Consider the following 23,938-nt stretch of genomic DNA (forward strand, 5'->3'; position numbering starts at 1 on the left):
CTGCCAGCGAATTCCAGCCACTTTTCTCAGCTGCGCTCCCGTACGCTGGCCGGGTTTGCCAGGCTGACCAGGTCAGCCACGCCGGCTGCCGGCAGCGGCATCTCAAGACAGGCCAGCCCGGCGGTGGGCATGGGATAATGGCGCTGGCGATGCCCATCCACCACCAGGCTGAGCAATTGCCCGACCAGGGGTTGATGGCTGACCAGCAGCACTTCGCCTTCGACCCGATCGGCCAGCTCATCCAATGCAGCGAGAGGGTCGCTGTCCGGCGTCAACCAATCCACCGTAATGATGCTGCGGCGAAACCCCAGCTCCCGACGCATCAGCTCTGCGGTCTGCTGGGCCCGGCGGTAGGGACTGGCGATAATCGCCTCCAGACCATGGCCCGCCAGCAGGCCCGCCATGTCGGTCACTTCCTCCCGCCCGGTGTCGGTCAGCCGCCGCTCGGCGTCACTGGCTGCCGAAGGCTCCGCCTGGCCATGGCGCAGAATCCACATCTTCATGGTTTCAGCCTGCTGCCATCACCCGGAGTAGCGTCCGTGTCATCGATCTTGTCCTCAGGCCGCAGCACCGGTGGCTCCGGCACGATGACGTCGCCCGCAGGTGCTACCACCGGCGCATCAGGTTCCTCTTCCACCACCGGTGGCGGCGTCACATCAGCGACGGGAGCATGGGTATCAGGCACTACCGGGGCCGCTGGCGGCACCGGAGCGGCATGCGCCGGGTCTACCGTTACCGGATCCTGGGCCGGGCGCGGTTGCCACTCGGCATTTTCATCCGGCCATTCCATGAACGGCCAGGGTTTCTCTTCGGCCGCCCCGGTGACATAGCGACCCATCTGCCAGGCATACTGCGACAGGCTGTTACCGAAGCCGGCCAATTGCCCGCTGGGTTCACCGGTAAACAGGCGAAACACGATCTGCAAGACCAGAATCGCCGCCAGCAGCACCTCGACCACCTGCCATGCCACCGCGAACAACAGGGTATAGATCAGGCGAAGCCAGAAATCGGCCGATGTGATGTTCTCTTTGAAAGCGTTCATTTCTGCTCCTTGGTCAATGGTGTGCTCGCCATGAAGGCGGAAAACTCGACATCATGCTTCTGCTCTGCGCTCATCAACCGGCCGATAACGTCTGCCAGCGGCTGCTGCTCGAAGATGATGGCATGCAGACCCGCCACCAGCGGCATGTAGACGCCTTCTTCCAGTGATTTCTGCCGCAGCACCTTCAGCGTATTCACCCCCTCGGCCACTTGCCCCAGCCGGGCAATACTCTCCTCCAGGGTCAGCCCTTTGCCTAGCGCATGCCCCACCTGATAGTTACGTGACATCGGCGAAGTGCAGGTAACAATCAGATCGCCCACGCCAGCCAGACCGAGGAAGGTCAGCGGGTTGGCCCCCATATGCACGGCGAAGCGGGTCATTTCCGCCAGCGCACGGGTAATCAGCATGCTTTTGGTGTTCTCACCCACGCCCATGGCTGCCGCCATGCCGGAGATGATCGCGTAGACGTTTTTCAGCGCCCCACCCAACTCGACCCCATAACGATCCTGGCTGGCATACACACGCAGGCTCTGGCAGCCCAGTACATCCTGCACCTGAGCACTCAGCGCCTCATCATCGCTTGCCACCACCGTCGCCGTCAGCGCCCCAGCCGCCATCTCCCGGGCCAGATTGGGTCCGGACAGCACCGCCACGCGGGCCTCGGGAACCTCCTGCTCGACGATTTGACTCATCATCAGAAAGCCCGGCTGCTCGATACCTTTCGTCGTGCTGATCAGCCCCTTCCCGGCCAGCCCGGGACCGATCTGTTGCAGCACACTGCGAAATGCACCGCTGGGAATGGCCAGAAACACCAACTCCGCCGCGCTCAGCGCCGACGCCATATCAGTGGTGACGGTCAGCTGGGGGTCCAGTTTGATTCCCGGCAGATACCGGGTATTTTCCCTCTGCTCGCGCATTTCGCTCGCCTGCTCTTCATTACGCAGCCACAGCGTTGTCGGAACGCTATTGCTCGCCAGCAGGTTGGCCAGAGTGGTACCGAAACTGCCGCCACCCAGAACGGTAACGGGGACCTTGTGGTCGGTCATGCAAATTCCTTGAGACAGAAAACAACTCTCAGTATATGTCCGCCAACAGTAACAGCGAAGCGCTGATGAAAAAACCTGGCCGCAGGTTTACCATGGACATCAGTCAAAACAACTCGCGCCCCGTGTTCTGGGCTAAACTTTTGAGCCAACCCTGAATGACAAGGACTGTCGTCATGCCTCAACCACTTCAGAACCAGGCCAAGTCATGCTGCAGCGTCGCCTGACAACGCCGGCGTCAGTGTGTCCGCTTCCCGGCATGCACGCGCAGGAGCAGCCCCGATGAATATTTTTCGACGCGGCAGCATTACCCGCCGTTTGATTACCATCGCCCTGCTCCCGGCCATCCTCTTGGGGGTCACCCTGCTGGGCTACTTCACCCATGTCCGCCTGGAAGCACTAGACCGCGAAATGCAAACCACCGGCCAGTTGATTGCCGATCAGCTGGCGCCAGCGACCGAATACGGCGTCATAACCGGTAATCTCGACCTGCTGAGAAACCTCATCAAGGGCTCCTTGAGGATGCCCAATGTGCATAAGATCGAGGTGCTTGATCAGGACGGTAATTTGTTGGCGATGGAGCAGAAGACTCCTGTGGCCCAAGGGCCGCTGCGTCTGTTCAGCGCCCAGATCGAGCGCCAGGGCATCCCCCTGCACTATGATTTGTTTCTGCTCAACACCGATGTCGTGGAAGACTATCAACCCCAGCAATTGGGGCAGGTTCGTATCAGCCTCAGCTATCAATCATTCGTCGAACGTCAGCGCAGCATCCTGTTTCGCAGCCTGCTATTGGGTGCAGTAGTGCTGCTCGCTGCCCTCCTGTTATCGACCCGCCTGGCCCGGGCTTTCGCTCGCCCATTGGTAGAAATGCGCAAAGCCGTTCAGGCCCTGCAGGACGGGCGCCTCGATACCCGCCTCGAGATCCGCGAGCGCAACCAGATGGGTGAGCTGATGGCCAATATCAACCGCCTGGCAACGACCCTGCAGCAGGCCGAGATGCAGCAGCACAACGCCATGACCGAACTCATCAATGCGCGTGAACAGGCAGAGCAGGCCAGCCGGGCCAAGTCGGACTTTCTGGCGATGATGAGCCATGAATTGCGTACCCCGATGAACGGCGTGATGGGCATGCTGCAATTGCTGGAAACCACCGAACTGACCAATGAACAAGTCGAATATTGCCGCATCGCCAGCGAATCCACCGAGCACCTGCTCAAGGTCATCAACGATATTCTCGACTTCTCCCGGGTCGAACGCGAAGCCTTCGAACTGGAGCATATTCCCTTCGACTTGTCCGCCCTGCTGGACCGGACCGCCATCGCATTCGAATATGCCACTCGCAAAAAGGGCCTGTCACTGAGTGTCGAACGGGACGGCCAACCACCAACCCCTGTGGTACTGGGCGATCCGACGCGCCTGCGGCAGATACTGGTAAATCTGCTGGGCAACGCGTTGAAATTCACCGAACAGGGCCTGATCCAGCTGAGCGCACATTGGCAGGTGGACGCCAACGGCACACTGCAGCTGGCCTGCAGAGTGATGGATAGCGGAATAGGCATCGCCCCCGAGCGCCTGGAGCGCATGTTCGATGCTTTTCAACAGGGTGACAGCAGTACGTCCCGACGCTTCGGTGGCACCGGCCTGGGGCTGTCGATCGCCCGTAACTTCGCCCGCAAGATGGGGGGTGAGCTGAAAGCGACCAGCCAACCCGGCCAAGGCTCCTGCTTCATCCTGAACCTCCCCTTCGAGCTGACCGGTCAAGCGCAGGCGGCGATGGATATCCCGCCGATCGAAGCTGCCCGTGTCGGCACTCTGCCGGTGTTGCTGGTAGAAGACAATCCGGTCAACCAGATGGTCATGGAAGGCATGCTGCGCAGCCTGGCCCTCCCGGTGGTACTCGCCGAGGATGCGCAGCAAGCCATGCAATTACTCAAGGACCCCACCCAGGCCTTTTCGATTATTTTCATGGACATCCTGCTGCCGGACATGAATGGCTTCGACACCTACCGCTGGTATCTCCAGCATTGCGCCGACGTCCATATCCAGCCGCGCCCCTGCATCGCACTGACTGCCAGTGCCTCCGACGAAGATCGCCGCCGCAGCGAGGAAGCAGGCATGCAGGGTTTTCTCAGTAAGCCCGTGACCCGCAAGGCGCTGCGGCAGGTACTGGAACACTGGCTCTGAGCCGGCTTGCATCAGCGCGATTGATTGACTGGCATTTAGCAATATCCCGGGGATGGATTCAGCGGGGGCAAACGGGCGACACTGGCCGCCCCATCATCATTTCAGGAATCCATTGGCATGAGCGTTGTAGCCAGCTATCCGATCACACTGGAATCACCCTTCGCGACCCTGCCCGAGCTCCTGGCCCTGAACGCCAGATACCGGGCTGATCATCCCGCCGTTATCCAGGATGGACAGCGGCTCAGCTATGCCGAGCTGGATACTCAGGTGAATCGCGCCGCCGCCGCGCTGCAGCGCGACGGCTTGCAACCGGGCGACGCCATCGCCATCTGCGCCGCCAACTCGATACCCTATGCCGTGCTGTTTCTCGCCGCTTTGCGCGCCGGTATGGTCGTCGCCCCGCTAGCGCCCTCGTCCACCGCTGACAGCCTGGTCAACATGCTGCGTGACTCCGCCGCCAAGCTGTTGTTCGTTGACCAGTCCGTCGCCCAGGCGCTGCAACCGGTGACCGGACAGATCCAGATACCGTTACTGAGTCTGGATGACAGCCAGCCGAATACCGGCTTCAGCCAGTGGCTGGCCGACAGCATGCCCACCCCCGTGGAGCTCAAGCCCGAGACGCTGTTCAATATCATCTATTCCTCCGGCACCACCGGCGAGCCCAAGGGTATCGTGCATGATCACCTCATGCGCTGGTCGCACATCCAGCGCGGCATCGCCTTCGGCTACGGCGCCGACGGCGTCACGCTGATGTCCACCCCGCTGTATTCCAACACCACGCTGGTCTCCTTCCTGCCGACCATCGGCCTGGGCGGGACCCTGGTGCTGATGAGCAAGTTCGACGCGCAGAAATACCTGGAGCTGGCCCAGGAGCACCGCGCCACCCATACCATGCTGGTGCCGGTGCAGTATCAGCGCATCATGGCCCGCGATGACTTCGACCGTTACGATCTGTCCAGCTTCAAGATGAAGTTCAGTACCAGCGCGCCGTTCCATGGTGAGCTCAAGGCCGACATCCTGGAGCGCTGGCCAGGCGGGTTGGTCGAGTTTTACGGCATGACCGAAGGCGGTGGCTCCTGCATGCTGCTGGCCCACGAATTTACCGACAAGCTGAACACCGTCGGTCGGCCGCTGGATGGCCACGACATGCGGGTCATCGATGAAGACGGCAATGAGCTGCCCGTCGGCGAAATCGGTGAAGTGGTCGGCCATTCCATCGCCATGATGAGCGGCTACCTGAACAAGCCGGAAAAGACCGCCGAAGCCGAATGGTACGACCACACCGGCAAACGCTTCATCCGCACCGGCGATGTCGGCCGGTTCGATGAGGAGGGCTTCCTCACCCTGATGGATCGCCGCAAGGATATGATCATCAGCGGTGGTTTCAACATCTACCCCAGCGATCTCGAAGCCGTGCTGCGCCAGCATCCGGACCTGGTGGAAGTCACCGTTATTGGCGTGCGTTCCACCAGCTGGGGTGAAACCCCGGTCGGCTATGCCGTACTCAAGCCCGGCGCCGATACCCCTGCCGAACACATTCTGCAATGGTTCAATGGTCAGGTGGGCAAGACCCAGCGCCTGAACCGCCTCATCCTCACCGATGAGCTGCCCCGCAGCGCTATCGGCAAGGTCCTCAAGCGCGAACTGCGCGACCAGTTCCAGGCCGAATTCGGCGTTCTGGACTGAAGCTGGAGCCTTTAACTGCCAGCGCAGAGATACATAAATTTTTGTCCTGCGCTGGCATCACGGGTATCCTCAACGCCTCTGGTCTGTCCGGGTGTGACTTTCACCCCGCGTCAGCAGTCTGAGCTTACGCTGGCGGACTTCATCGTTCATCAACCCCCCGCCATGCCGATACAATAGCGCCCCACCGAACGGGGAAGAGCAGGAGCCTCTATGTCAAAACAAAATGCGTTCAGCCGGGAAGATCTGCTTAAATGCAGTCGTGGCGAGTTGTTCGGCCCCGGTAACGCACAGTTGCCAGCCCCCAACATGCTGATGATCGATCGCATCACCCACATCAGCGAAACGGGCGGCCGCTTCGGCAAGGGCGAAATCGTTGCCGAACTGGATATTCATCCCGACCTGTGGTTTTTCGCCTGTCACTTCGAAGGTGACCCGGTGATGCCGGGCTGCCTGGGCCTCGACGCCATGTGGCAGCTGGTCGGTTTTCACCTTGGCTGGCTCGGCTTTGAAGGCCGCGGTCGCGCCCTGGGCTCGGGCGAAGTGAAGTTCTTCGGGCAGGTCCTGCCGACCGCGAAGAAAGTCACTTACACCATACATATCAAACGCACCATCAACCGCGCCCTGACTCTGGGCATCGCCGACGGCACCATGGCGGTTGACGGTCGCGAGATCTACTCCGCGGAAGGCCTGCGTGTGGGTCTGTTCACTTCTACTGATAGTTTCTGAGGATCATCACTATGCGTCGCGTCGTGATTACCGGTATGGGCATTGTCTCCTGCCTCGGCCAGGACCTGGAAAGCGTGGCTGCCAGCCTGAAAGAAGGCAAGTCAGGCATCACTCACAACCCCGAATACGCAGAAATGGGCCTGCGCAGCCATGTCTCCGGCAGCGTGAAGATTGACCTGGACGCCGCTATCGACCGTAAGGTCAAGCGCTTCATGGGCGATGCTGCGGCATTCGCCTATCTGTCCATGCAGCAGGCAATTGCCGATGCTGGCCTGACGGAAGAGCAGATCAGCAACCCGCGCACCGGCCTGATTGCCGGCAGCGGCGGCGCCTCGACCTTGAACCAGATGGAGTCGATCGACATTCTGCGTGACAAGGGCGTGAAGAAGATCGGGCCGTATCGTGTGCCGCGCACCATGGGCAGCACCGTTTCCGCCTGTCTGGCTACCCCGTTCAAGATCAAGGGCATCAACTACTCGATCTCCTCCGCCTGCGCCACCAGTGCCCATTGCATCGGCAGCGCCATGGAGCAGATCCAGCTGGGCAAACAGGACGTGGTCTTCGCTGGTGGTGGTGAAGAAGAGCACTGGAGCCAGTCCATGCTGTTCGACGCCATGGGCGCGCTGTCCACCCAGTACAACGACACCCCGGAAAAGGCCTCCCGCGCCTATGACGCCAAGCGTGACGGTTTCGTCATCGCCGGCGGCGGCGGCATGGTTGTGGTCGAAGAGCTGGAGCACGCGCTGGCGCGTGGTGCCAAGATCTACGCGGAAGTCGTCGGCTACGGCGCCACCTCCGACGGTTACGACATGGTCGCCCCCAGTGGTGAAGGCGCGGTACGCTGCATGCAGCAAGCCATGGCTACCGTTGAAGGCACCATCGACTACCTCAACACCCACGGCACCTCCACTCCGGTGGGCGACGTGGCCGAACTCAAGGCCATCCGTGAAGTGTTCGGTGACAAGTCACCGAAGATCAGCTCGACCAAGAGCCTCTCGGGCCACTCGCTGGGTGCAGCCGGTGTGCAGGAAGCCATCTATTGCCTGCTGATGATGCGCGACAACTTCCTCGCCGCCTCGGCCAATATTGATGAGCTGGACGAAAACGCAGCCGATCTGCCGATCCTGCGCGAGCGCCTGGACCAGGCCGTCGACCTGATCATGTCCAACAGCTTCGGCTTTGGTGGCACCAACGCCACCCTGATCCTCAAGCGCTGGAACGGCGCCTGAGGCTGATGGCGGGCAGAATCCTCTGCCCGCCTTCGCTTGTCCCCTTCCTACTTCTTCACAGCCCCGCCAACGGCTACTTCAGCCGGTGTCGCCCGGCGCGCCAGCAGCGCCATGGTGGCTGCCGCAACACCGCATACACTGATCATCCCGGTCATCGGTAACGCCGTTCCGTTGTGCAATGCCCCCACCAGCGCCGAAACAATGCCGGCGATAGTGAACTGCAGAGTGCCCATCAGCGCAGAAGCGACGCCGGCCTGATGTCCATGCCCGGCCAGCGCACAGGCCGAGGAATTGGGCAATACCAACGCCAGTAGCGCCATGCACATGAACAGCGGCACCAGTAGCGGCCATAGAACGGGCGGCTCGAAGAGCGCCACTGCTGACAGCGCCAGGGTGCTGCCCATGAACAGCAAGGTGGTGATCTTCAGCAGCTTGAGCGGAGTGCGTCGACGCAACAGACGGCTGTTGAATTGCGCCGATAACACGAAGCCGGCCGAGTTCATGCCGAAGAACCAGCCATAGTGCTGCACCGGCACGTCATACAGTTCGATAAAAACGAAGGGCGAACCGGCGATATAAGCGAACATCCCGGCCATGGCGATACCGCCAGTCAGTGCATGGAACATGAATTGCGGCTCCCTCAGCAGCCGGCCGTAGCGCCCCAGTGCACTGGATAGCCGGCTGGGCGGAATATGCTGCGGCAGGGTTTCCGGCAACCGAAAGAACACCAGAAAACCGAAGACGCCAGCGAACACCGCCAGAAACGCGAAAATCAACTGCCAGCCCCCGAACAGCATTAGCCAACCACCCGCCAGCGGGGCCAGAATAGGCGCGACGCCCATGACCAGCATCAGCTGCGAAAAGGCCCGCGCCGCCTCGATAGGGGTACAGATATCACGCACCACCGCCCGGTTGACCACCATACCGGCGCATCCGCCCAGCGCCTGGGCAAAACGGGCGATGATCAGCCACTCCAGGGTCGGTGCCAGAGCGCACCCGATAGAGGCCAGAGTAAACAGGCCGATACCGAACAACAGCGGCTTGCGGCGTCCAAAGCGATCCGCCAAAGGACCGTAGAAAAGCTGCCCCAACGCCAGCCCGATAAAATAGGCCGACAGGCTCAGCTGAACATGCTCGGAGTCGGTGGCGAAGAATTGCGCAATCGCGGGGAACGCAGGGAGATAGAGATCAATTGCCAGAGGCCCGAAGGCGCTCAGGCCACCCAGAATGAGTAGCAAGCGTAAGGTCATGTAGCGGTCCAGAATGCAGGGGCCGAACGGCTTGGGGCTCGGCGCAATCAGACATCATGCCAGATCGCGCCGAGACAGAAAAACCCCAAGGCCTGCTCGGGCATCGCGATAGTCGTCAGGGGGTGTCGAGTGTGACCCGGTCGATCGCGACCCGGTCAGGCGTGACCCGGTCGTTACATTTAATCTTCGTGCAAACGCACATTGAGTTGATCGACAATCGGCGCCCACTCGGCGTCTTCACGCATTTCCTCCTTGAGAAACAGGGCCTGGGTCGGTGTCCAGAATGGTGCATCGATCAGTTTGATGTCAGGCGGCAGGGAATGGCTGGCAAAAAAGGCCTCGATATCCTCGGGGGTTGACGACAAGCCAAGCTGGTCAAACAGATCCCCCAGATCCTTGTTCGGCAGTTCCATAGGTACCTCCTCTCATTGCTGGTCACTGTATTCATTAAAGCAGAAGTTGCGGCTTGAGCCCGGCCATTGTCTGTTCGGTCAGTGTGCTGCGCGTGACCTGTTACCCCCAGGCAGGCACAATGGGTTCTTTTCTCCGGAGCACAGCCATGGCCGACCGCCCCACCCTTGACGATGAAACCCTGGCATTCGCCGAGCGCATGTTCGATCTGGCCCGCCACGGCGATGCCGCGCAATTGCAGACGATGCTCGAAGGCGGCCTGCCGGCCAACTTGCGCAACAGCAAGGGCGACAGCCTGTTGATGCTGGCGAGTTATAACGGCCAGCTTGACGCCGCCGAAGTGCTGCTCACCCATGGCAGCGACCCGGAGCTGGCCAATGACCGCTGCCAGACACCGCTGGCCGGCGTGCTGTTCAAGGGTGACATGGCCATGCTGGAGCTCCTGTTGACCCATGGCGCCGACGCCAACGGCTGCCCCCAGGGCGGCAAGCCGCCACTGATGTATGCCGCCATGTTCAACCGCACCGATATGCTGGAACGCTTGCTGCAGGCCGGTGCGGACGCACAGGCGACCGATGCCGATGGCAAGACCGCCCTGGATCTGGCCCGTGCCATGGGTGCTCAGGACGCCATTACTTTGCTCGAACGGTTCTGACGCAGCACTCCACCCGTCACTCCAGGCTTGAAGCCCAGGCGGCTGCGCGGGCAGAATACTGTATGCCCAACCAGCCAACAGCCCAGACCATTCCTGATCAACCGCCGCCGTTCTATTACCTGCACAACTTCCAGCAGGCGATGATCTGGGTGCGGCAGCGCTATGCCGATCTGCTCGATGATGAGGAACAGCGTTTTCTCAGCTGTTTCGATGCACTTCCCAAAGCGTCGCAGGCACTGCTGGTCAGATTGATCATGCGCAAGGGCCCGCACTTTCGCCGCAGCCGCCTGAACTACCCGGAAATTGGCGATCTTGATATCGCCGCCGCGCCATTGCTGGAGCTCGGCTGGCTGAATGATCAACACCCTCTGGATGCGGCCGAACTGGGCGCTCTGCTGCGCAAGGACGAGGTCGCCGCCCTGCTACCGCCCGCAGCGGAGCTGCGCACCCTGCGCAAACCTCAACTGGTGGAGCGCCTGCAGGCCAGCGAACCCGAGGCCCGTTGCTTTCACCAATGGTATCCGGGCCACGCCGAGCGCCTGCTGACTCTGCAAGTCGGTGAGCTATGCGAACGCCTGCGGTTGATGTTCTTCGGCAACCTGTCCCAGGGCTGGGAGGAATTCGTGCTCGCAGAACTGGGCATCTTCCGCTACGAAAGCGTGAACATCACTCCCGAGTCCCGCGGCTTCTCCTGCCGCCAGGATATCGAGCTGTACCGGCACCTGCATCACTGCCGCAGCCAACTGGAGGCCGGCCTACCCTGTGCCGAGGTGCTGACGCTACTGGGCGAACCGCAATGCGACAATCCCTGGCTGCGCAGCCGCCACGCCCGGTTGTTGTTCGCCCTGGCCCGTCAACTGGAACGGGAAGCGAACCTACCCCAGGCGCTGATGCTCTATGAGCGCAGCGGCTGGACCGGCGCGCGTCAGCGGCAGATTCGTATTCTGGAAAAACTGCAGCAGTATCAAGGAGCCTGGGAACTGGTGCAGGCCGCCATCACCGCACCGGAGAACGAAGCCGAATTGCAGCTGGCCCTGCGCGCCCAACGCCGCCTGGCCCGCAAGCTCGCGCAGCCACCTCACCCGGTGATCATCGATTCCGACACCCTGCGCATCGACCTGACGCTCCCCGGTCCGCATTCGCTGGGCGTCGAGACAGCCGTGCGCGAACATCTGCATGCCGACCAGGCGCCGGTGCATTACGTGGAGAACAGCCTGATCACCGGGCTGTTCGGCTTGCTCTGCTGGGACGCCATCTTCGCGCCCCTGCCCGGGGCCTTCTTCCACCCGTTCCAGAGCGCCCCGGCCGATCTGCACAGCCCCGACTTCCACCAGCGCCGGCATGAGCTGTTTGCCGCCAGCCTGGCGCACCTGGACAGCGGCACCTGGCAGCACCGCATCCGCCATACCTGGCACGCCAAACAGGGTATCCAGAGTCCCTTCGTCCACTGGCCAGTGCTCACCGAAACGCTGTTGGACCAGGCGCTGCACTGCCTGCCGCCAGCCCACCTGCGGACCTGGTTCCAGCGCATGCTGCAGGATATCCGCGCCAACCGCGCCGGCATGCCCGACCTGATCCAGTTCTGGCCCGAGCAGCGCCGCTACCGGATGATCGAGGTCAAAGGCCCCGGTGACCGCCTGCAGGACAATCAGCGCCGCTGGCTGGAATTCTGCAACCGCCACGGCATGCCGGTTGCGGTCTGCCATGTGCAGTGGGCCAAGCCATGAACTACCGCATCGCAGTGCGAGCGCTGTGCGAATTCACCGCGCGCGAAGGCGATCTGGATCTGCGTTTCACCCCGTCCCCCAGCGCCCAGGAAGGCATGACCGGACACCGGACCGTGGTATCCCGACGCGGCCCGGAATACCTGAGCGAAGTGCCCCTTGCCGGTAGCTATCAGGGATTGCTGGTTACCGGCCGCGCCGACGGTTATGACCCCGCGCTCAACCTGCTGGAAGAGATCAAGACCCACCGCGGCGACGTCAAGCGCATCCCCCACAATCACCGGCTGCTGCACTGGGCCCAGGTCAAGGTCTACGGCTGGCTGTTGTGCGCCGAGTACGAGCTGGAGGAAATCGACCTGGCGGTGGTTTATTACAACGTGCTCAGCCAACAGGAAACGGTATTGCGCGAACGCTTCGGCGCCGACAGCCTGCGGGAATTCTTCGAGCTGCAGTGTCGCCGTTTTCTCGCCTGGGCCGAGCAGGAAACCGCCCACCGCGCCGCCCGGGATCAGAGCCTGACCCAGCTGCAGTTCCCCTGGCCGAGCTTTCGCCGCGGCCAGCGCCAGCTCGCCAATACAGTGTACCGGGCCGCTCGGGATGGCCAGACCCTGATGGCCCAGGCCACCACCGGCATCGGCAAGACCCTGGGCACCCTCTTTCCCCAGCTCAAGGCATTTCCCGAGCAGCAACTCGACCGGCTGTTCTTTCTCACCGCCAAAACACCAGGGCGCCAGTTGGCCCTGGATGCCCTGGCCAGCCTGCGCGTCCAGCAGCCGGACTTACCGCTACGGGTACTGGAGCATGTCGCTCGGGACAAGGCCTGCGAATATCCCGACCGCGCCTGCCACGGCGAATCCTGCCCGCTCGCCCGGGGTTTCTACGACCGCCTGCCGGCGGCCCGGCAGGCCGCCTCGGAACGCCGCTGGCTGACCCGCCAGGCGGTGCGCGAGATCGCCCTGGCCCATGGTATCTGCCCCTACTACCTCAGCCAGGAACTGTGCCGCTGGACTGATATCGTGGTCGCTGACTACAACTACTACTTCGACATGACCGCCCTGCTCTACAGCCTGACGGTGGTGAACGACTGGCGGGTGACCCTGCTGGTAGACGAAGCCCATAACCTCATCGACCGCGCCCGCGGCATGTACACCGCGGAACTGGATCAGGGTAATTTCAATGCCCTGCGCAAAACCGCCCCCAGCGCCCTGAAAACACCGCTGGATCGGGTCAATCGCCATTGGAACCAGCTACACCGCGACCAGCAGGCCGAGTACCAGATCTACCCCGCCATCGCTGACCTGTTCATCCTCAGCCTGCAGAAAGCGGTCAGCGCCATCACCGACCATCTCAGCGACCAGCCCGAGGGCAACGATGCGGCGTTGCTGCGTTTCTATCTGGACGCCATGCTGTTCTGCCGGCTCGCCGAACAGCATGGGCCCCATTCCCTGTTCGATATCACCCGCCGCCAGCTGGGCCGGCGTGCGCTGTCGACCCTCTGCCTGCGTAATATCGTCCCGGCGCCTTTTCTGCGCGACCGCTTCACCGTTGCGCACAGCAGCACGCTGTTCTCGGCCACCCTGAGCCCACAGCACTACCACGCCGATCTACTGGGCCTGCCGGCAGATACCCAGTGGCTGGAAGTGGAATCACCCTTCACCGCCGAACAGTTGCAAGTGCGTTTTGTCGGCAACCTGTCGACCCGCTATCAGCACCGCGCCGACAGCCTGCGACCGATCGCACAGCTGATCGCTAGGCAGTTTCGTGAGCGCCCGGGTAACTATCTGGCCTTTTTCAGCAGCTACGCCTATCTGCAGCAGGTGCTGGACGTCATGCGCGCAATGGCGCCGGAGATACCGGTGCGGGAACAGTCACGGCAAATGGACGAAGCGCAGCGCGAAGCCTTTCTCGAGGGGTTCACCGATGACACCCGCTGCATCGGCTTCGCCGTGCTCGGTGGCGCTTTCAGCGAAGGTATCGATCTGCCGGGCAAACGGCTGGTCGGCGCCTTTGTCGCCACCCTGGGGTTGCCCCAGGTCAACCCGGTGACCGAAGAAGTGAAAAGCCGCATGCAGACGATGTTCGGCAAGGGCTATGACTACGCCTACCTGTATCCGGGATTGCAGAAGGTGGTGCAGGCGGCCGGTCGGGTGATCCGCACCACCGAGGACCAGGGCGTGGTCTGGCTGCTGGATGATCGCTTCGGCCAACAGGCAGTACGACAGTTACTGCCGCGCTGGTGGCAACTGGAGCGTCACCGTCTGGAACTCCAGCCCGAACCCGGCACGATTCAGCCGCTGTTTCCCGGGTAGGAAGGGCTTTCCAAGGCCCCTCCCCCAGCCAGCCTAAACAAGCCAGCGCTTAACCTGCAGCCTTGCTTACCGTTGGACCTGAACCCTCACCACCTTGTTGTACTGACGATGGGCAAACTCGCCGGTGACCTCGCCCTGTTCATCCATCAGCGGAAACACGTAGCGCGGCGTCATTATCACTTCGTAATCATGGCTCCCCGCAGGCCGCACTTCGACTTCGAGAAAGCCATAGTGCTTGCCGCCGTCGATCAACTGGTTGCCGTTCCAGATTTCCGGCGCATCGCCGTGGGCACTCCAATGGGTCTCCTGGGCCTCTGTGGGCAACTGATTGAAGGGCACATAGTCGGTAGTCGGCGCATAACCCGGGCCACGCAGACCGTCCCCGGCAAAGCCCACATCCCAGTAATGCACGCCATCCAGCTGCACGTATTCGAGCAGTTCGTCATGCCCGGCGAGCACCGCGGTCACCCCGTAGCGCTCGAACAGCTCATGATAGATGCGCATCGGCTGGCCGGACTGGTTGTCCTCGTTGTTCGGAATGCCGGCGCTGCCCGATGGCAGACTGTGTACCCCGGTACCGAAAGGCATATGGTGGAACTGCACGAAGATCACCTGGCCTTTGGCCTGGGCATCAGCCAGTTCGCTCACCGCCCAGTTCCACTGCTCACTGCCGCGGTTGAAGTCCGGCACCCGCGATTGCACACCATCAATGGCCAAGTTGGTGTCCTTGAGCGGATCGCTGTCATCGCCATTGGACGAGTCGAGGGTGATCAGGGTGACCGGGCCGTAGTCCACGCGATAGTAGCGTTTCTCGTAGCGCTCATCGGTGCCGTAGTTGCGCGGCAACTCCCAGTAGCTGTTCCATTTGTCGTAGGAGCGCATTACCGCTGGTGGCGTGTAGGAGCCGCCTTCGGGATGCCAGTAGTTTTCATGGTTGCCCAGTGCCGGGAAGATCGGTGTGCTGGAAGCGAAGTCGCTCCACTCACCTGCGGCATGGCGCCAGAACTCATCCCAGTCCAGCTGGCGACCGCCCTTCTCCACCAGATCCCCGGCAATCGCCCAGAAATCCGGCTGACGTTCCATCGCATACTGGATATTGGCGCGGTAGCCGGTGGTCTGGTCGACCGGGTACAGGCGGTCGTAGGTGGCGGGATCGGTCGCCAACTTATCACCACCGATCACCAGGGCACTGGCGCCCCAGGCCACGTTTTTCTCGGTGGACTCTGGCTCGGTTTCCATGTCGGACATGGCCAGGAAGCGGATGCTCGCGCGTTCGCCCACAGCCGGTGCGGTGGTGAACTGCGCTTCCATCAGGGTTTCACTGCCCGGTTGCCGAACCTGGTATTCATAGGTGGTCGCTGCACTGAGGCCCTCTACCCGTACCACGTGCCGGTACGGCAACGCCGGCGCCTGCCCTGCCGCCACGTCGGCATGAATACCGCCGAAATTACGCTCGCCATGGATATATTCGACCTCGCTGTCGCCATAGCCCAAGGCCTCGACCAGCTCCGGTTCAGAGGTGAAACTACCAACTCCCTCGACTACCAGCTCGCCGGCCACGTCGGTATCAGTGAACCAGATGACGCTGATCGCGGTATCGGTCGGGTTCTGCAGGTAAGGCAGCACCCGTACGCGGGTATCCGGCGCAGTCTCCCCCGGCGCCGGTGCGGCATTGTCATTGGAGGAGCTGGAACCATCCAGGCAGCCTGCCAGCCACAGGCTGGATGCGGCGACGATCAAACTCGCCAGAGCAGTCTTCTTCATGCACTTGTTCTCGGTAGGATTGTGATGACGCGCCAGCATGGCAGCGCCGCGTGTCATCCCTGTTGCACTTCCGAGAAGATTTGACGCCCGATCAAGACCAGGCACACAAAGCGATCAATCCCGTTGGGTGATCACCACCGCCGTTCATTGAGCGCATTGAACAGGATCGCCAGGGAAAACAGCACCGACTCCAGGTCGCTGTTGATATAGGCGTTGGGGTAGAGCGCCGAAACTGCCGGAACTAATCCGTCTCGTCAACGACAGAAATAAGGTCTGCCCTCGTTTAGTTCACCGGCGACCGGCTTGTCGATTATCCGCCTGGAGGTTCAGCATGCCCTATTGGGAAACCCTCACCGACCGCTCACTCTGGCTGCAATTGGGAATTCTGGTTACCGTCACCCTTGCCACCTACCTGCTGCTGTCTATCGCACTGCGGGTGGTGAGTCGGCAGTTGGAGCAGCGTGACAAAGGAACCCAATCCCGGGTGTTCTATTTCGCCTCGGAGCTGTTGCGCTCGACCAGCAAGCTGCTGATCTTCGCCTTCGCGCTGATGATCGGGCTGAAGACCGTCGAGCTGGCGCCCCGCTGGGAATCGGCGATGTCCCATGGCTGGTTCATCGCCTTGGCCTTTCAGATCGCACTCTGGCTTGATCACGCCGTCAAGCTCTGGACCGACAGCCTGACCCGCGACGGCAAGGCGCGCAACCCGGTGACCACTACCCTGCTGGGCATCATCATGCGCATAGTGATCTGGACCATGATGTTGCTGTCGATCCTCGCCAATCTGGGCGTCGACATCACCGCCATGATCGCCAGTCTCGGGGTTGGCGGTATAGCCATCGCCCTGGCCGTGCAAACGCTGCTCAGTGACATGTTCGCCTCCATGTCCATCGGTATCGACAAGCCCTTCGAGATCGGCGACTTCGTGGTCTTCGGTGAAGTGGCCGGCACCATTGAGCATATCGGCCTTAAAACCACCCGTATCCGCGCCCTGAGTGGCGAGCAGATAGTGATCGCCAATGCCGACCTGCTCAGTCAGATCGTGCACAACTACAAGCGGATGAATACCCGGCGGATCGTATTCACCTTCGGCATCAGCTACCACACCCCGGCGGACCAGGTACGCGAGGTCGGGGCGCAGATCAAACGCATCATTGATAGCACCGAGAAGACCAAATTCGACCGCGCGCACTTCTTTGCCTTCAACGAAAGCCAGCTGACATTCGAGGTGGTGCATATCGTCCAGACTGCTGACTACAATCAGTACATGGATATTCAACAAGAGATCAATCTGCAATTGTTGCAAGCGCTGCGCGACATGGAAGTGGAGTTCGCCTTCCCCATCCGTCGCGTAGAATTCATCGGTGGCGACCTGCCCGAAGTCAAGGTCGCCGGCATGCCCGACAAAGCCGCTTCAGCCAATACCCCGCCTTATGGCGGCGTATCCTGACGGTAGACTCGACGACAACCGCAGGATCGTGCAGGATGTGCGCGATCCCGTTTAATGGAGATACCATGAGCACTTTCCGCACGCTGCTGCCTGCCACACTGGCAGCCACCCTGCTGTTTGCTGGCTGCGCCAGCACCACCCCGTCCACGTCCCCGGATGCCCTCACCGCTCACGCCTGGGCGCTGGTCGAAGCAACCGACGCCGACGGCCGTCTCGACACAGACCTCACCGGCGGTAGTCGCGCACCCATCGAACTGAGCTTCCAGCCCGACCGTATCGGCGTGAGCAATGCCTGCAATGGCATGGGCGGGAACTACACACTCAAGGGCGACACCCTGGAAGTAGGTATGCTGATGCAGACCATGATGGCTTGCGAACCACCGTTGATGGCCCGCGAAAATGCCATCAAGCAACGCCTGGAAAAGCCGTTGCAAGTGCAGCTGAACGATGCCGGCACGCGGCTGACCCTGCGCAACGGCGCCGGAATCATGACCTTTCAACCCGCGGCCGATCATTCCGCCCATTGAACATACCGGGCAGGCCAACACGGCCTGCCCGACCACTCATCCACCCGCCTGAACTCCCCGCACGCCCTCCCATCACAGTAATGAACGGCAACTCAATGGCTGATTCATCATCTGTGGAGGACCCATGATCAGATTGCGCAATCTCACTTACGGCCTGCTGGCAGTCGGCGCCGTGACGGCCCTGTACCGTAAATACGCCGATACCTCGCAAACGGCTCCCGTCCGTTTCATCGACGCAGCCATGCTCCAGGGGCTGGCCGAAATCGAGGCGGCACGCCTGGCACTGGAGAGAACCGGCAACGACAAGGTCAAGGAGTTCGCTCGCCAGATGATCGAGGATCACACCGCGATCAATCGTGAACTTGAACAACTGGGCAACAGCCGCGGCTATCCTGTCGCCGGCGCGGACAGTCTCGCCCCAAAAGCCCGCGACACCTTGCTGAATCTCAGATCTGTCCAGTCCTTTGACCAGGCTTATGCCGAACATCAGATTACCGCACACCGCAAGGCGATCGACCTGTACCGGCGCGGCACCCGGCTCGATGACTTCGACATCAGCAACTTCGCCAGGGCAACCCAGAGCAAGATGGAGCATCACCTGGCCATGACCGAGCAACTGGCCGATGAGCTGAGCGCAGGTATGGCTCCGGCCACGGCAGCCGATGCCGCGGCGACTGCAGAAGTCGACTCTGGCCTGAGCAGCGGCAGCCCGCAGCAGAATCGCGGCGACGCCGCCAATCCCCATCACTGACACCCAGGGGGCACCCATGGCAACAACACCGAAAACCCCGGTCAGCCTGGCCGTCTATCTCACCTTCCCCGGCAACTGCCGGGAAGCTCTGCAGTTCTATGCCCGGGAGCTGGGCGGCACCCTGGGGGAAATTCACAGCCACCGCGATGCGCCGGAAGGCACCGGAGTGCCCGAAGATTGGCTGGATCAGGTCATGCATGGCGAGGTCACCGTGGCCAATCAGGTGATCATGGGCTCTGACGCACCGCCGGGTACCTATCAGCAGGCCCAGGGCGTGTTTGTCCAGCTGTACTACGATGATGTGCTGACCGCCGAGCAGGCCTACAACCGGCTGTCCGATGGCGGCACCACCCGTATGCCCTTTGGGCCCAGCTTCTGGGCCGAGGGCTTCGGCATGCTCACCGATCGTTTCGGCATCGGCTGGATCATCACCAGTCGTTACATCGAGTCAGCCGACTGGAAATAACCCGGCGGGCGTCGGCTACACCCGGCGCACCGTGGCGAGCAGGCCGGCGGCAACGCCGAACATGACCCCAAAACTGCGATTGAGCAGGCGCTGCTGCTGCGGTGAATTCAGCAATCGCAGCGCCTTGGCGGCCAACCCGGTATAACCGGCCATGACGACCAGATCCACCGCCACCATGGTCACTGCCATGATCAGGTACTGCATCAGCATCGGTCGCCCCGGATCGAGGAACTGCGGCAGCACTGCCAGGATGAAGATGATCGCCTTGGGGTTACTGAAATTGATCACAAAGCCACGCAGCACCAGGCTCAGCGGCCTGCCGATGGGACGATGCTCCAGGGTCATCGTCTGCGCCGGCGCCCGCCACTGCCGGATAGCCAGGTACAACAGATAGAGCACCCCGAACCACTTGATCAGCGCAAACGCCAGGGCCGACGTCGCCAGTAACGCGCCCACCCCCGCAGCGACAATCACGATCTGCAGTACCAGCGCCAGTTGCAGCCCCAGCGCGTTCCAATAGCCCCGGGCAAACCCGTAGTTCATGCCGCTGGCCATTGAGGCCACCGCCCCGGCGCCGGGCGACAGGCTGATCAGCCAACACGCCACGAAGAAGGCCAGCCAGGTTTCAATGCTCATGAAATTGTCTCGATTCGATGCAAGCGATGAGCGATTCTAGCAAGCGCAACCCATCTGCCGTAAGCGAAAAACCAAAACTGGATAAAAAACCAGTATACTGTCGACCGCCGCGCGGCATGCAGCGCCGCAGGCCCAACGAATCACATTCAAGCCAGGGGTAAAAAATGGCCGTTGAAATAGTCTATCGAAGCAGCAGAGACCCGGAGCGCCTGTTCATGGATAAAGCCGAAGCCGACCGTCACGACAAGATGCTGGAACTGGCCGAGCTGCTGAGTGACGTCCTGCGCCAGGCCGTACCGTCGATCAACGAAGCGCAAGCGGAAGAAGCCGGCATCTACATGGCCAGACACCGCGATCTGTTTGCCAAAGCCTTCAAGAGCTCACCCGATGTGCTGGCGACCTTGCTGGAAGAAGAGCCAGCATAACAAGCTGAAACGGGGGGCCGTCTTGACAGTGCGAAGAGGGCTGCTATAGCTTGACGACACTAATAGCCGCCTCGGAACCTTTGTGAATAACAACCTCGTAACACGCCGTTTCTTGCCTTCTACCCAATACAGGCAGGAGGCACGGTGAACGAACCGGTTCTGGCTTTACTCCTCGGCACTTTGATTATCCTGGCGATCATCGCTGCGAACGGCTATTTCGTCGCGCAGGAATTCGCCTACATGGCGGTCGACCGCACACGACTCGCCGCGCGTGCCGCCGAGGGCGACGCCGCGGCGAAGCGCGCGCTGGCGGTAACCCGTCGCACCAGCTTCATGCTGTCGGGTGCCCAGCTCGGCATTACCGTCACCGGCCTGCTGGTCGGGTTTGTCGCCGAGCCACTGGTCGGAGAATCGCTCGGCCAACTACTCGGTGGCGTCGGCATTCCGACCGAGGTGGGCGTTACTGTCGCGACGGTGTCGGCATTGGCGTTGGCGACCATCATCCAGATGGTCTTCGGCGAACTGTTTCCGAAGAACCTCGCCATCGCCAACGCCGATCCGCTCGCACGCAGCCTGGCGCGCTCCACACTGATCTACCTCACGGTGTTCGGCTGGCTCATCGGCTTCTTCGACAAATCCGCCAACCTGTTTCTGCGGGCGTTACGTATCGAACCGGTACATGACCTCGATGTGAGCGTCTCGGCCGATGACCTGCCGCACATCATTGCCGACTCCCGCGAAAGCGGCGATCTGCCCCACGAGCTGTCGCTCATGCTGGACCGCATTCTCGACTTTCCCCAGCGTGATGTTGAACACGCGATGATTCCCCGCTCGCAGGTGGACTGGCTGCGGCCCGAAACCACCCTGGAAGAACTGCGCGAACTCATGGCCAGCGGGCATACCCGCTATCCGGTGATCGATGAAGATACCCCGGTGGGCGTAGCCCACCTGGCCGACGTGCTGGCGCGCCTATCCACCGGCAGTCCCGACGAGACCGTCGCCTCGGTGATGCGACCCACTGCGGTACTGCCCACGCTGATGCCTCTGCCCGATGCCCTTGCCCAGTTGATTCGCACCAGCAACCAATTGGCCTGTGTCATCGATGAGTATGGTGGCTTCGCCGGCGTGCTCACCCTGGAGGATCTGGCTGAAGAAATCGTCGGCGAAATCACCGACGAACATGACGACCAGACCGGCGACCATCTCATGCCCCGTGACGATGGCAGCTGGATAATGGACGGCGACGTGCACCTCGACGAAGTCGAGCGCGCCATTGGTTACGACTTGCCGCGCGGCGATGAAGTTGAAACCGTAGCCGGCCTGCTCATCGCTGAGCTGGGCGCATTGCCGGTGGAAGGCGCCACCGTGACTATCGACCTGCCCGTTGATCCCTCCGAAGTCATTGCCACGGCACCGGTTCTGCGCCAACTGGTGGTTGATGTGTTGCGGGTCGAGCGCTATGTCCCGACCCAGGTACGCGTGCGGTTACTTGAAACGACGATAGAGGACAGCCCATGAATGATCCACTGATCGTCATCCTTGTAACCATCGCGCTCATTGTCATGAGCGCCTTCTTCGTCGTCATCGAATTCGCCCTGCTCGGCGCTCGGCGGCATCGTCTTGAGGAGCTTGCCGGCAGCAGCGCCTCAGCGCGTGCCGCGCTGCGCGGCATGAACGACCTGACTCTGATGCTCGCCGGAGCGCAACTGGGTATCACCTTCTGCACCTTCGCTTTGGGTGCGGTGACCAAACCAGCCGTCGATAGCTGGCTCAGCCCCTTGTTTACCCTCTGGGGAATGCCCGAATGGGCCGCCGGCGGGGCCGCGTTCGCCCTGGCCCTGTTCATCGTGACCTTCCTGCACCTGGTGGTTGGCGAAATGGCGCCCAAATCCTGGGCCATCGCTCACCCCGAAAGGTCTGCATTGACGATTGGCATCATCGCGCGGGCCTATACCTGGCCGTTGCGCCCGCTACTGCGCTGGATCAATCGCATCGCCAACTGGCTGGTGAAGGCAGCGGGTGTCGAACCGGTCGAGAGCGCGGCCGTTGGCGGGCAAGACATTGCCACCATCCGGCAGCTCGTCGAACATTCAGCGAAAGTCGGCACGCTCAAGCCGCACGTGCAAGAGCAGATATCGAGCCTTATCGATCTGGGTGCCATGCCCGTGGAGGCCCTGCTGGCTGAGGGTACGATGCCAACGCACGTTCCCCATGGCGCAACGGTAGCCGATGTTCGCGAAGCGGCCAGCCAGTCGGGCCACCTGCGTATCCTCGTGCTCGGCACCGATGACGCTGCGCCGCTGGTTGTCCACCTGCGTGACACCCTGCTCGAACCGGATACCCGCCCCGCGCATGAGCTCGCCCGACAAGCCTTCGTGCTCGACGCGAAAACCCCCGTCTACGAGTCCCTCGCCCGCATGCGCAAATCAAGCGTGCAGCTCGCCGTCATCATGACCGACGGACGCATGCGCGGTGTCGTTACCCTCGCCGATATCCTGCCGCGGATACTACCGATAGCCAGCCCCGCACAGTAAACGACGCAATGCGCTCGCCCCAAGGGCGAAGCGCATTTGCTCAGCGATACATCCAGAAGTTGGGATGGTCTTCGACCAAGGCCGCCTTGGGCTTGGTACGAGTATGTAGAAAGATTCGCTTGAGAAGATCCATAGTGAAACGCTCCGTAGACTGTATTGGATGGCTCTATCCTAGGCAGCTCGGACAAATAACCAAAATCAATCGATTCTATCGTGCTGATTACCAAACCCATCTGCGCCGCGTTCAATGACTGCATTGCGTAAAACCAAGTAAACCCTCCTTTACAAACCACTTCTGCCCCTGGCAATGCCATATGCTGAGCTTGCTTGGGCGAGAGCCGGAGCTGGAGCTGGATCTCCCACAAAGTTCGCTCACCGAGGAATTCCACCCGCCGGCGCTGCTCTAAGCCTTATCAGAACGAGGGTATCACCATGAGATTACGCCACCTTTTTATCAGCCTGTTCGCCGTAGCGGCCTTGCTGGGCTCCATGGCCCAAGCCGCTGAAAGACCTTATGCCCCCGGTAAATCCCAGGAACACCGCAAGGCGTTCAAACACCATCAGCAACAGCGGGACCGCCACCGCGACCAGATGCTGCGCCGTGACCATAACCGCCACGGCCAGCAACATCCGGGCTCCGGCTATCGGCCACGGGACCACGCCCGGCCGCCCAGTCACCGGCAGATCTACGAACAACGCCACCAGTATCGGGCACCCGACCGCAGCCAGCTGCGCCGCCAGATCCATCGGAACCGACACCATATCGGGCGCGGCCCGGCTTTGCCGCCCCGCGCTCGCCTGATCACCGGCCGCCCCATCCCCCACGGCTGGGGCCAGCGCCTGCCCCATCAGCATGTACGACACCTACCCCACTACCCCGGCTACGAATGGCATCGCTCCGGCAGCAACCTGGTCCTGGTAGCCGTCACCACCGGCCTGATCTACACCATCGTGGAGAATGTACTGAACTGAGATACTTTCCCGGAAGAGGGCCGGGTTCCACCCGGCCCCGGTGATTCAGACAGTACCGGGCAAGCCAACCTGGGACGGTCGAGCACCAGCTCGACCAGCAGTGGTTCAGGTAACCTAGTTGTCGAGCTGGTGCTCGACAATCCCAGGTGTGCTG

General features: G+C 61.6%; 22 protein-coding genes. 15 read left to right on the top strand and 7 right to left on the bottom strand.

The annotated features are described in order from the left end of the window. Positions 1-26: 26 nt before the first annotated feature. The 3 genes from sixA to BM267_RS00935 are packed head-to-tail and all read right to left on the bottom strand — an operon-like array spanning position 27 to position 2,088. Positions 27-503 (bottom strand): phosphohistidine phosphatase SixA, encoded by a 477-nt coding sequence (sixA, locus tag BM267_RS00925; RefSeq protein WP_074778427.1) that lies wholly within the window; start codon positions 501-503, stop codon positions 27-29. Then, on the bottom strand, positions 500-1,042 hold the full coding sequence (locus tag BM267_RS00930) for a DUF4389 domain-containing protein (protein ID WP_074778425.1): 543 nt from the start codon (positions 1,040-1,042) through the stop codon (positions 500-502). Before BM267_RS00930 ends, sixA begins: the two co-directional genes overlap by 4 nt. Continuing rightward, positions 1,039-2,088, bottom strand: a complete 1,050-nt coding sequence (locus tag BM267_RS00935; protein WP_051610806.1) for an NAD(P)H-dependent glycerol-3-phosphate dehydrogenase — start codon at positions 2,086-2,088, stop codon at positions 1,039-1,041. Before BM267_RS00935 ends, BM267_RS00930 begins: the two co-directional genes overlap by 4 nt. Positions 2,089-2,367: 279 nt before the next feature. Between BM267_RS00935 and BM267_RS00940 the strand changes: the two genes are divergently transcribed. The 4 genes from BM267_RS00940 (at position 2,368) to fabB (ending at position 7,910) form a co-directional block, all read left to right on the top strand. Beyond that, positions 2,368-4,269 carry an ATP-binding protein gene (locus tag BM267_RS00940; protein WP_074778423.1) on the top strand — a complete coding sequence of 634 codons (1,902 nt, stop codon included), beginning with the start codon at positions 2,368-2,370 and terminating at the stop codon, positions 4,267-4,269. A 117-nt stretch (positions 4,270-4,386) separates the two neighbouring features. Continuing rightward, on the top strand, positions 4,387-5,955 hold the full coding sequence (locus tag BM267_RS00945) for a class I adenylate-forming enzyme family protein (protein ID WP_074778421.1): 1,569 nt from the start codon (positions 4,387-4,389) through the stop codon (positions 5,953-5,955). 210 nt (positions 5,956-6,165) lie between these two features. After that, complete coding sequence (fabA, locus tag BM267_RS00950) at positions 6,166-6,681, top strand: 3-hydroxyacyl-[acyl-carrier-protein] dehydratase FabA (RefSeq protein ID WP_036989562.1); 516 nt, start codon at positions 6,166-6,168, stop codon at positions 6,679-6,681. 11 nt (positions 6,682-6,692) lie between these two features. Next, complete coding sequence (gene fabB, locus BM267_RS00955; protein ID WP_036989561.1) at positions 6,693-7,910, top strand: beta-ketoacyl-ACP synthase I; 1,218 nt, start codon at positions 6,693-6,695, stop codon at positions 7,908-7,910. Between the two features lie 47 nt (positions 7,911-7,957). Here fabB and BM267_RS00960 read toward each other — a convergent pair whose 3' ends face one another. After that, a complete protein-coding gene (locus BM267_RS00960) occupies positions 7,958-9,160 on the bottom strand; it encodes a Bcr/CflA family multidrug efflux MFS transporter (protein ID WP_036989560.1) in 1,203 nt (400 codons plus the stop codon). 179 nt (positions 9,161-9,339) lie between these two features. After that, on the bottom strand, positions 9,340-9,573 hold the full coding sequence (locus tag BM267_RS00965) for a DUF2789 domain-containing protein (RefSeq protein ID WP_074778419.1): 234 nt from the start codon (positions 9,571-9,573) through the stop codon (positions 9,340-9,342). Between the two features lie 146 nt (positions 9,574-9,719). Here BM267_RS00965 and BM267_RS00970 point away from each other — a divergent pair, with 146 nt between their 5' ends. The 3 genes from BM267_RS00970 (at position 9,720) to BM267_RS00980 (ending at position 14,259) form a co-directional block, all read left to right on the top strand. After that, positions 9,720-10,226, top strand: a complete 507-nt coding sequence (locus tag BM267_RS00970; protein ID WP_074778417.1) for an ankyrin repeat domain-containing protein — start codon at positions 9,720-9,722, stop codon at positions 10,224-10,226. Positions 10,227-10,288: 62 nt separating this feature from the next. Continuing rightward, positions 10,289-11,953: a VRR-NUC domain-containing protein gene (locus tag BM267_RS00975; protein ID WP_074778415.1), complete on the top strand. Its 1,665-nt coding sequence runs from the start codon at positions 10,289-10,291 to the stop codon at positions 11,951-11,953. Then, positions 11,950-14,259: an ATP-dependent DNA helicase gene (locus tag BM267_RS00980; RefSeq protein WP_074778413.1), complete on the top strand. Its 2,310-nt coding sequence runs from the start codon at positions 11,950-11,952 to the stop codon at positions 14,257-14,259. The genes BM267_RS00975 and BM267_RS00980 overlap by 4 nt, the downstream gene beginning before the upstream one ends. Positions 14,260-14,325: 66 nt before the next feature. Here the strand turns inward: BM267_RS00980 and BM267_RS00985 are convergent, their stop codons facing one another. Then, complete coding sequence (locus BM267_RS00985; RefSeq protein WP_074778765.1) at positions 14,326-16,023, bottom strand: purple acid phosphatase family protein; 1,698 nt, start codon at positions 16,021-16,023, stop codon at positions 14,326-14,328. Positions 16,024-16,354: 331 nt separating this feature from the next. Here BM267_RS00985 and BM267_RS00990 point away from each other — a divergent pair, with 331 nt between their 5' ends. The 4 genes from BM267_RS00990 to BM267_RS01005 all read left to right on the top strand — a co-directional run bounded on the left by BM267_RS00990 (position 16,355) and on the right by BM267_RS01005 (position 19,217). Further along, the gene (locus BM267_RS00990) at positions 16,355-17,473 is read left to right on the top strand and encodes a mechanosensitive ion channel family protein (RefSeq protein ID WP_074778411.1); all 1,119 of its coding nucleotides are present in this window, start codon (positions 16,355-16,357) and stop codon (positions 17,471-17,473) included. Between the two features lie 65 nt (positions 17,474-17,538). After that, positions 17,539-18,000 (top strand): META domain-containing protein, encoded by a 462-nt coding sequence (locus tag BM267_RS00995; protein WP_074778409.1) that lies wholly within the window; start codon positions 17,539-17,541, stop codon positions 17,998-18,000. Positions 18,001-18,124: 124 nt separating this feature from the next. Next, positions 18,125-18,751 (top strand): DUF4142 domain-containing protein, encoded by a 627-nt coding sequence (locus BM267_RS01000; RefSeq protein ID WP_074778407.1) that lies wholly within the window; start codon positions 18,125-18,127, stop codon positions 18,749-18,751. A 16-nt stretch (positions 18,752-18,767) separates the two neighbouring features. Beyond that, on the top strand, positions 18,768-19,217 hold the full coding sequence (locus BM267_RS01005; protein ID WP_051610801.1) for a VOC family protein: 450 nt from the start codon (positions 18,768-18,770) through the stop codon (positions 19,215-19,217). Positions 19,218-19,232: 15 nt separating this feature from the next. Here the strand turns inward: BM267_RS01005 and BM267_RS01010 are convergent, their stop codons facing one another. Then, positions 19,233-19,853: a LysE family transporter gene (locus BM267_RS01010; protein WP_036989549.1), complete on the bottom strand. Its 621-nt coding sequence runs from the start codon at positions 19,851-19,853 to the stop codon at positions 19,233-19,235. A 164-nt stretch (positions 19,854-20,017) separates the two neighbouring features. Between BM267_RS01010 and BM267_RS01015 the strand changes: the two genes are divergently transcribed. The 4 genes from BM267_RS01015 to BM267_RS01030 all read left to right on the top strand — a co-directional run bounded on the left by BM267_RS01015 (position 20,018) and on the right by BM267_RS01030 (position 23,784). Further along, positions 20,018-20,278 (top strand): YebG family protein, encoded by a 261-nt coding sequence (locus tag BM267_RS01015; RefSeq protein ID WP_036989545.1) that lies wholly within the window; start codon positions 20,018-20,020, stop codon positions 20,276-20,278. Between the two features lie 144 nt (positions 20,279-20,422). Then, positions 20,423-21,796: a hemolysin family protein gene (locus BM267_RS01020; RefSeq protein ID WP_036989544.1), complete on the top strand. Its 1,374-nt coding sequence runs from the start codon at positions 20,423-20,425 to the stop codon at positions 21,794-21,796. Then, positions 21,793-22,812: a CNNM domain-containing protein gene (locus BM267_RS01025; protein WP_074778405.1), complete on the top strand. Its 1,020-nt coding sequence runs from the start codon at positions 21,793-21,795 to the stop codon at positions 22,810-22,812. The genes BM267_RS01020 and BM267_RS01025 overlap by 4 nt, the downstream gene beginning before the upstream one ends. 432 nt (positions 22,813-23,244) lie before the next feature. Continuing rightward, positions 23,245-23,784 (top strand): anti-virulence regulator CigR family protein, encoded by a 540-nt coding sequence (locus BM267_RS01030; RefSeq protein ID WP_074778403.1) that lies wholly within the window; start codon positions 23,245-23,247, stop codon positions 23,782-23,784. Positions 23,785-23,938: the final 154 nt, after the last annotated feature.

This window comes from Halopseudomonas bauzanensis, from assembly GCF_900114735.1.
In the GTDB taxonomy this organism is placed as follows: domain Bacteria; phylum Pseudomonadota; class Gammaproteobacteria; order Pseudomonadales; family Pseudomonadaceae; genus Halopseudomonas; species Halopseudomonas bauzanensis.

Coding starts and splice junctions, on each gene's coding strand:
- BM267_RS00970 (WP_074778417.1), top strand. CDS start 9,720: ATGGCCGACCGCCCCACCCTTGACGATGAAACCCTGGCATTCGCCGAG.
- BM267_RS01010 (WP_036989549.1), bottom strand. CDS start 19,853: ATGAGCATTGAAACCTGGCTGGCCTTCTTCGTGGCGTGTTGGCTGATC.
- BM267_RS00965 (WP_074778419.1), bottom strand. CDS start 9,573: ATGGAACTGCCGAACAAGGATCTGGGGGATCTGTTTGACCAGCTTGGC.
- BM267_RS00940 (WP_074778423.1), top strand. CDS start 2,368: ATGAATATTTTTCGACGCGGCAGCATTACCCGCCGTTTGATTACCATC.
- BM267_RS00975 (WP_074778415.1), top strand. CDS start 10,289: ATGCCCAACCAGCCAACAGCCCAGACCATTCCTGATCAACCGCCGCCG.
- BM267_RS01015 (WP_036989545.1), top strand. CDS start 20,018: ATGGCCGTTGAAATAGTCTATCGAAGCAGCAGAGACCCGGAGCGCCTG.
- BM267_RS00935 (WP_051610806.1), bottom strand. CDS start 2,088: ATGACCGACCACAAGGTCCCCGTTACCGTTCTGGGTGGCGGCAGTTTC.
- BM267_RS01030 (WP_074778403.1), top strand. CDS start 23,245: ATGAGATTACGCCACCTTTTTATCAGCCTGTTCGCCGTAGCGGCCTTG.
- BM267_RS01025 (WP_074778405.1), top strand. CDS start 21,793: ATGAATGATCCACTGATCGTCATCCTTGTAACCATCGCGCTCATTGTC.
- BM267_RS00990 (WP_074778411.1), top strand. CDS start 16,355: ATGCCCTATTGGGAAACCCTCACCGACCGCTCACTCTGGCTGCAATTG.
- BM267_RS01000 (WP_074778407.1), top strand. CDS start 18,125: ATGATCAGATTGCGCAATCTCACTTACGGCCTGCTGGCAGTCGGCGCC.
- sixA (WP_074778427.1), bottom strand. CDS start 503: ATGAAGATGTGGATTCTGCGCCATGGCCAGGCGGAGCCTTCGGCAGCC.
- BM267_RS00930 (WP_074778425.1), bottom strand. CDS start 1,042: ATGAACGCTTTCAAAGAGAACATCACATCGGCCGATTTCTGGCTTCGC.
- BM267_RS00995 (WP_074778409.1), top strand. CDS start 17,539: ATGAGCACTTTCCGCACGCTGCTGCCTGCCACACTGGCAGCCACCCTG.
- BM267_RS00985 (WP_074778765.1), bottom strand. CDS start 16,023: ATGAAGAAGACTGCTCTGGCGAGTTTGATCGTCGCCGCATCCAGCCTG.
- BM267_RS00945 (WP_074778421.1), top strand. CDS start 4,387: ATGAGCGTTGTAGCCAGCTATCCGATCACACTGGAATCACCCTTCGCG.
- fabA (WP_036989562.1), top strand. CDS start 6,166: ATGTCAAAACAAAATGCGTTCAGCCGGGAAGATCTGCTTAAATGCAGT.
- BM267_RS01005 (WP_051610801.1), top strand. CDS start 18,768: ATGGCAACAACACCGAAAACCCCGGTCAGCCTGGCCGTCTATCTCACC.
- BM267_RS00980 (WP_074778413.1), top strand. CDS start 11,950: ATGAACTACCGCATCGCAGTGCGAGCGCTGTGCGAATTCACCGCGCGC.
- BM267_RS00960 (WP_036989560.1), bottom strand. CDS start 9,160: ATGACCTTACGCTTGCTACTCATTCTGGGTGGCCTGAGCGCCTTCGGG.
- fabB (WP_036989561.1), top strand. CDS start 6,693: ATGCGTCGCGTCGTGATTACCGGTATGGGCATTGTCTCCTGCCTCGGC.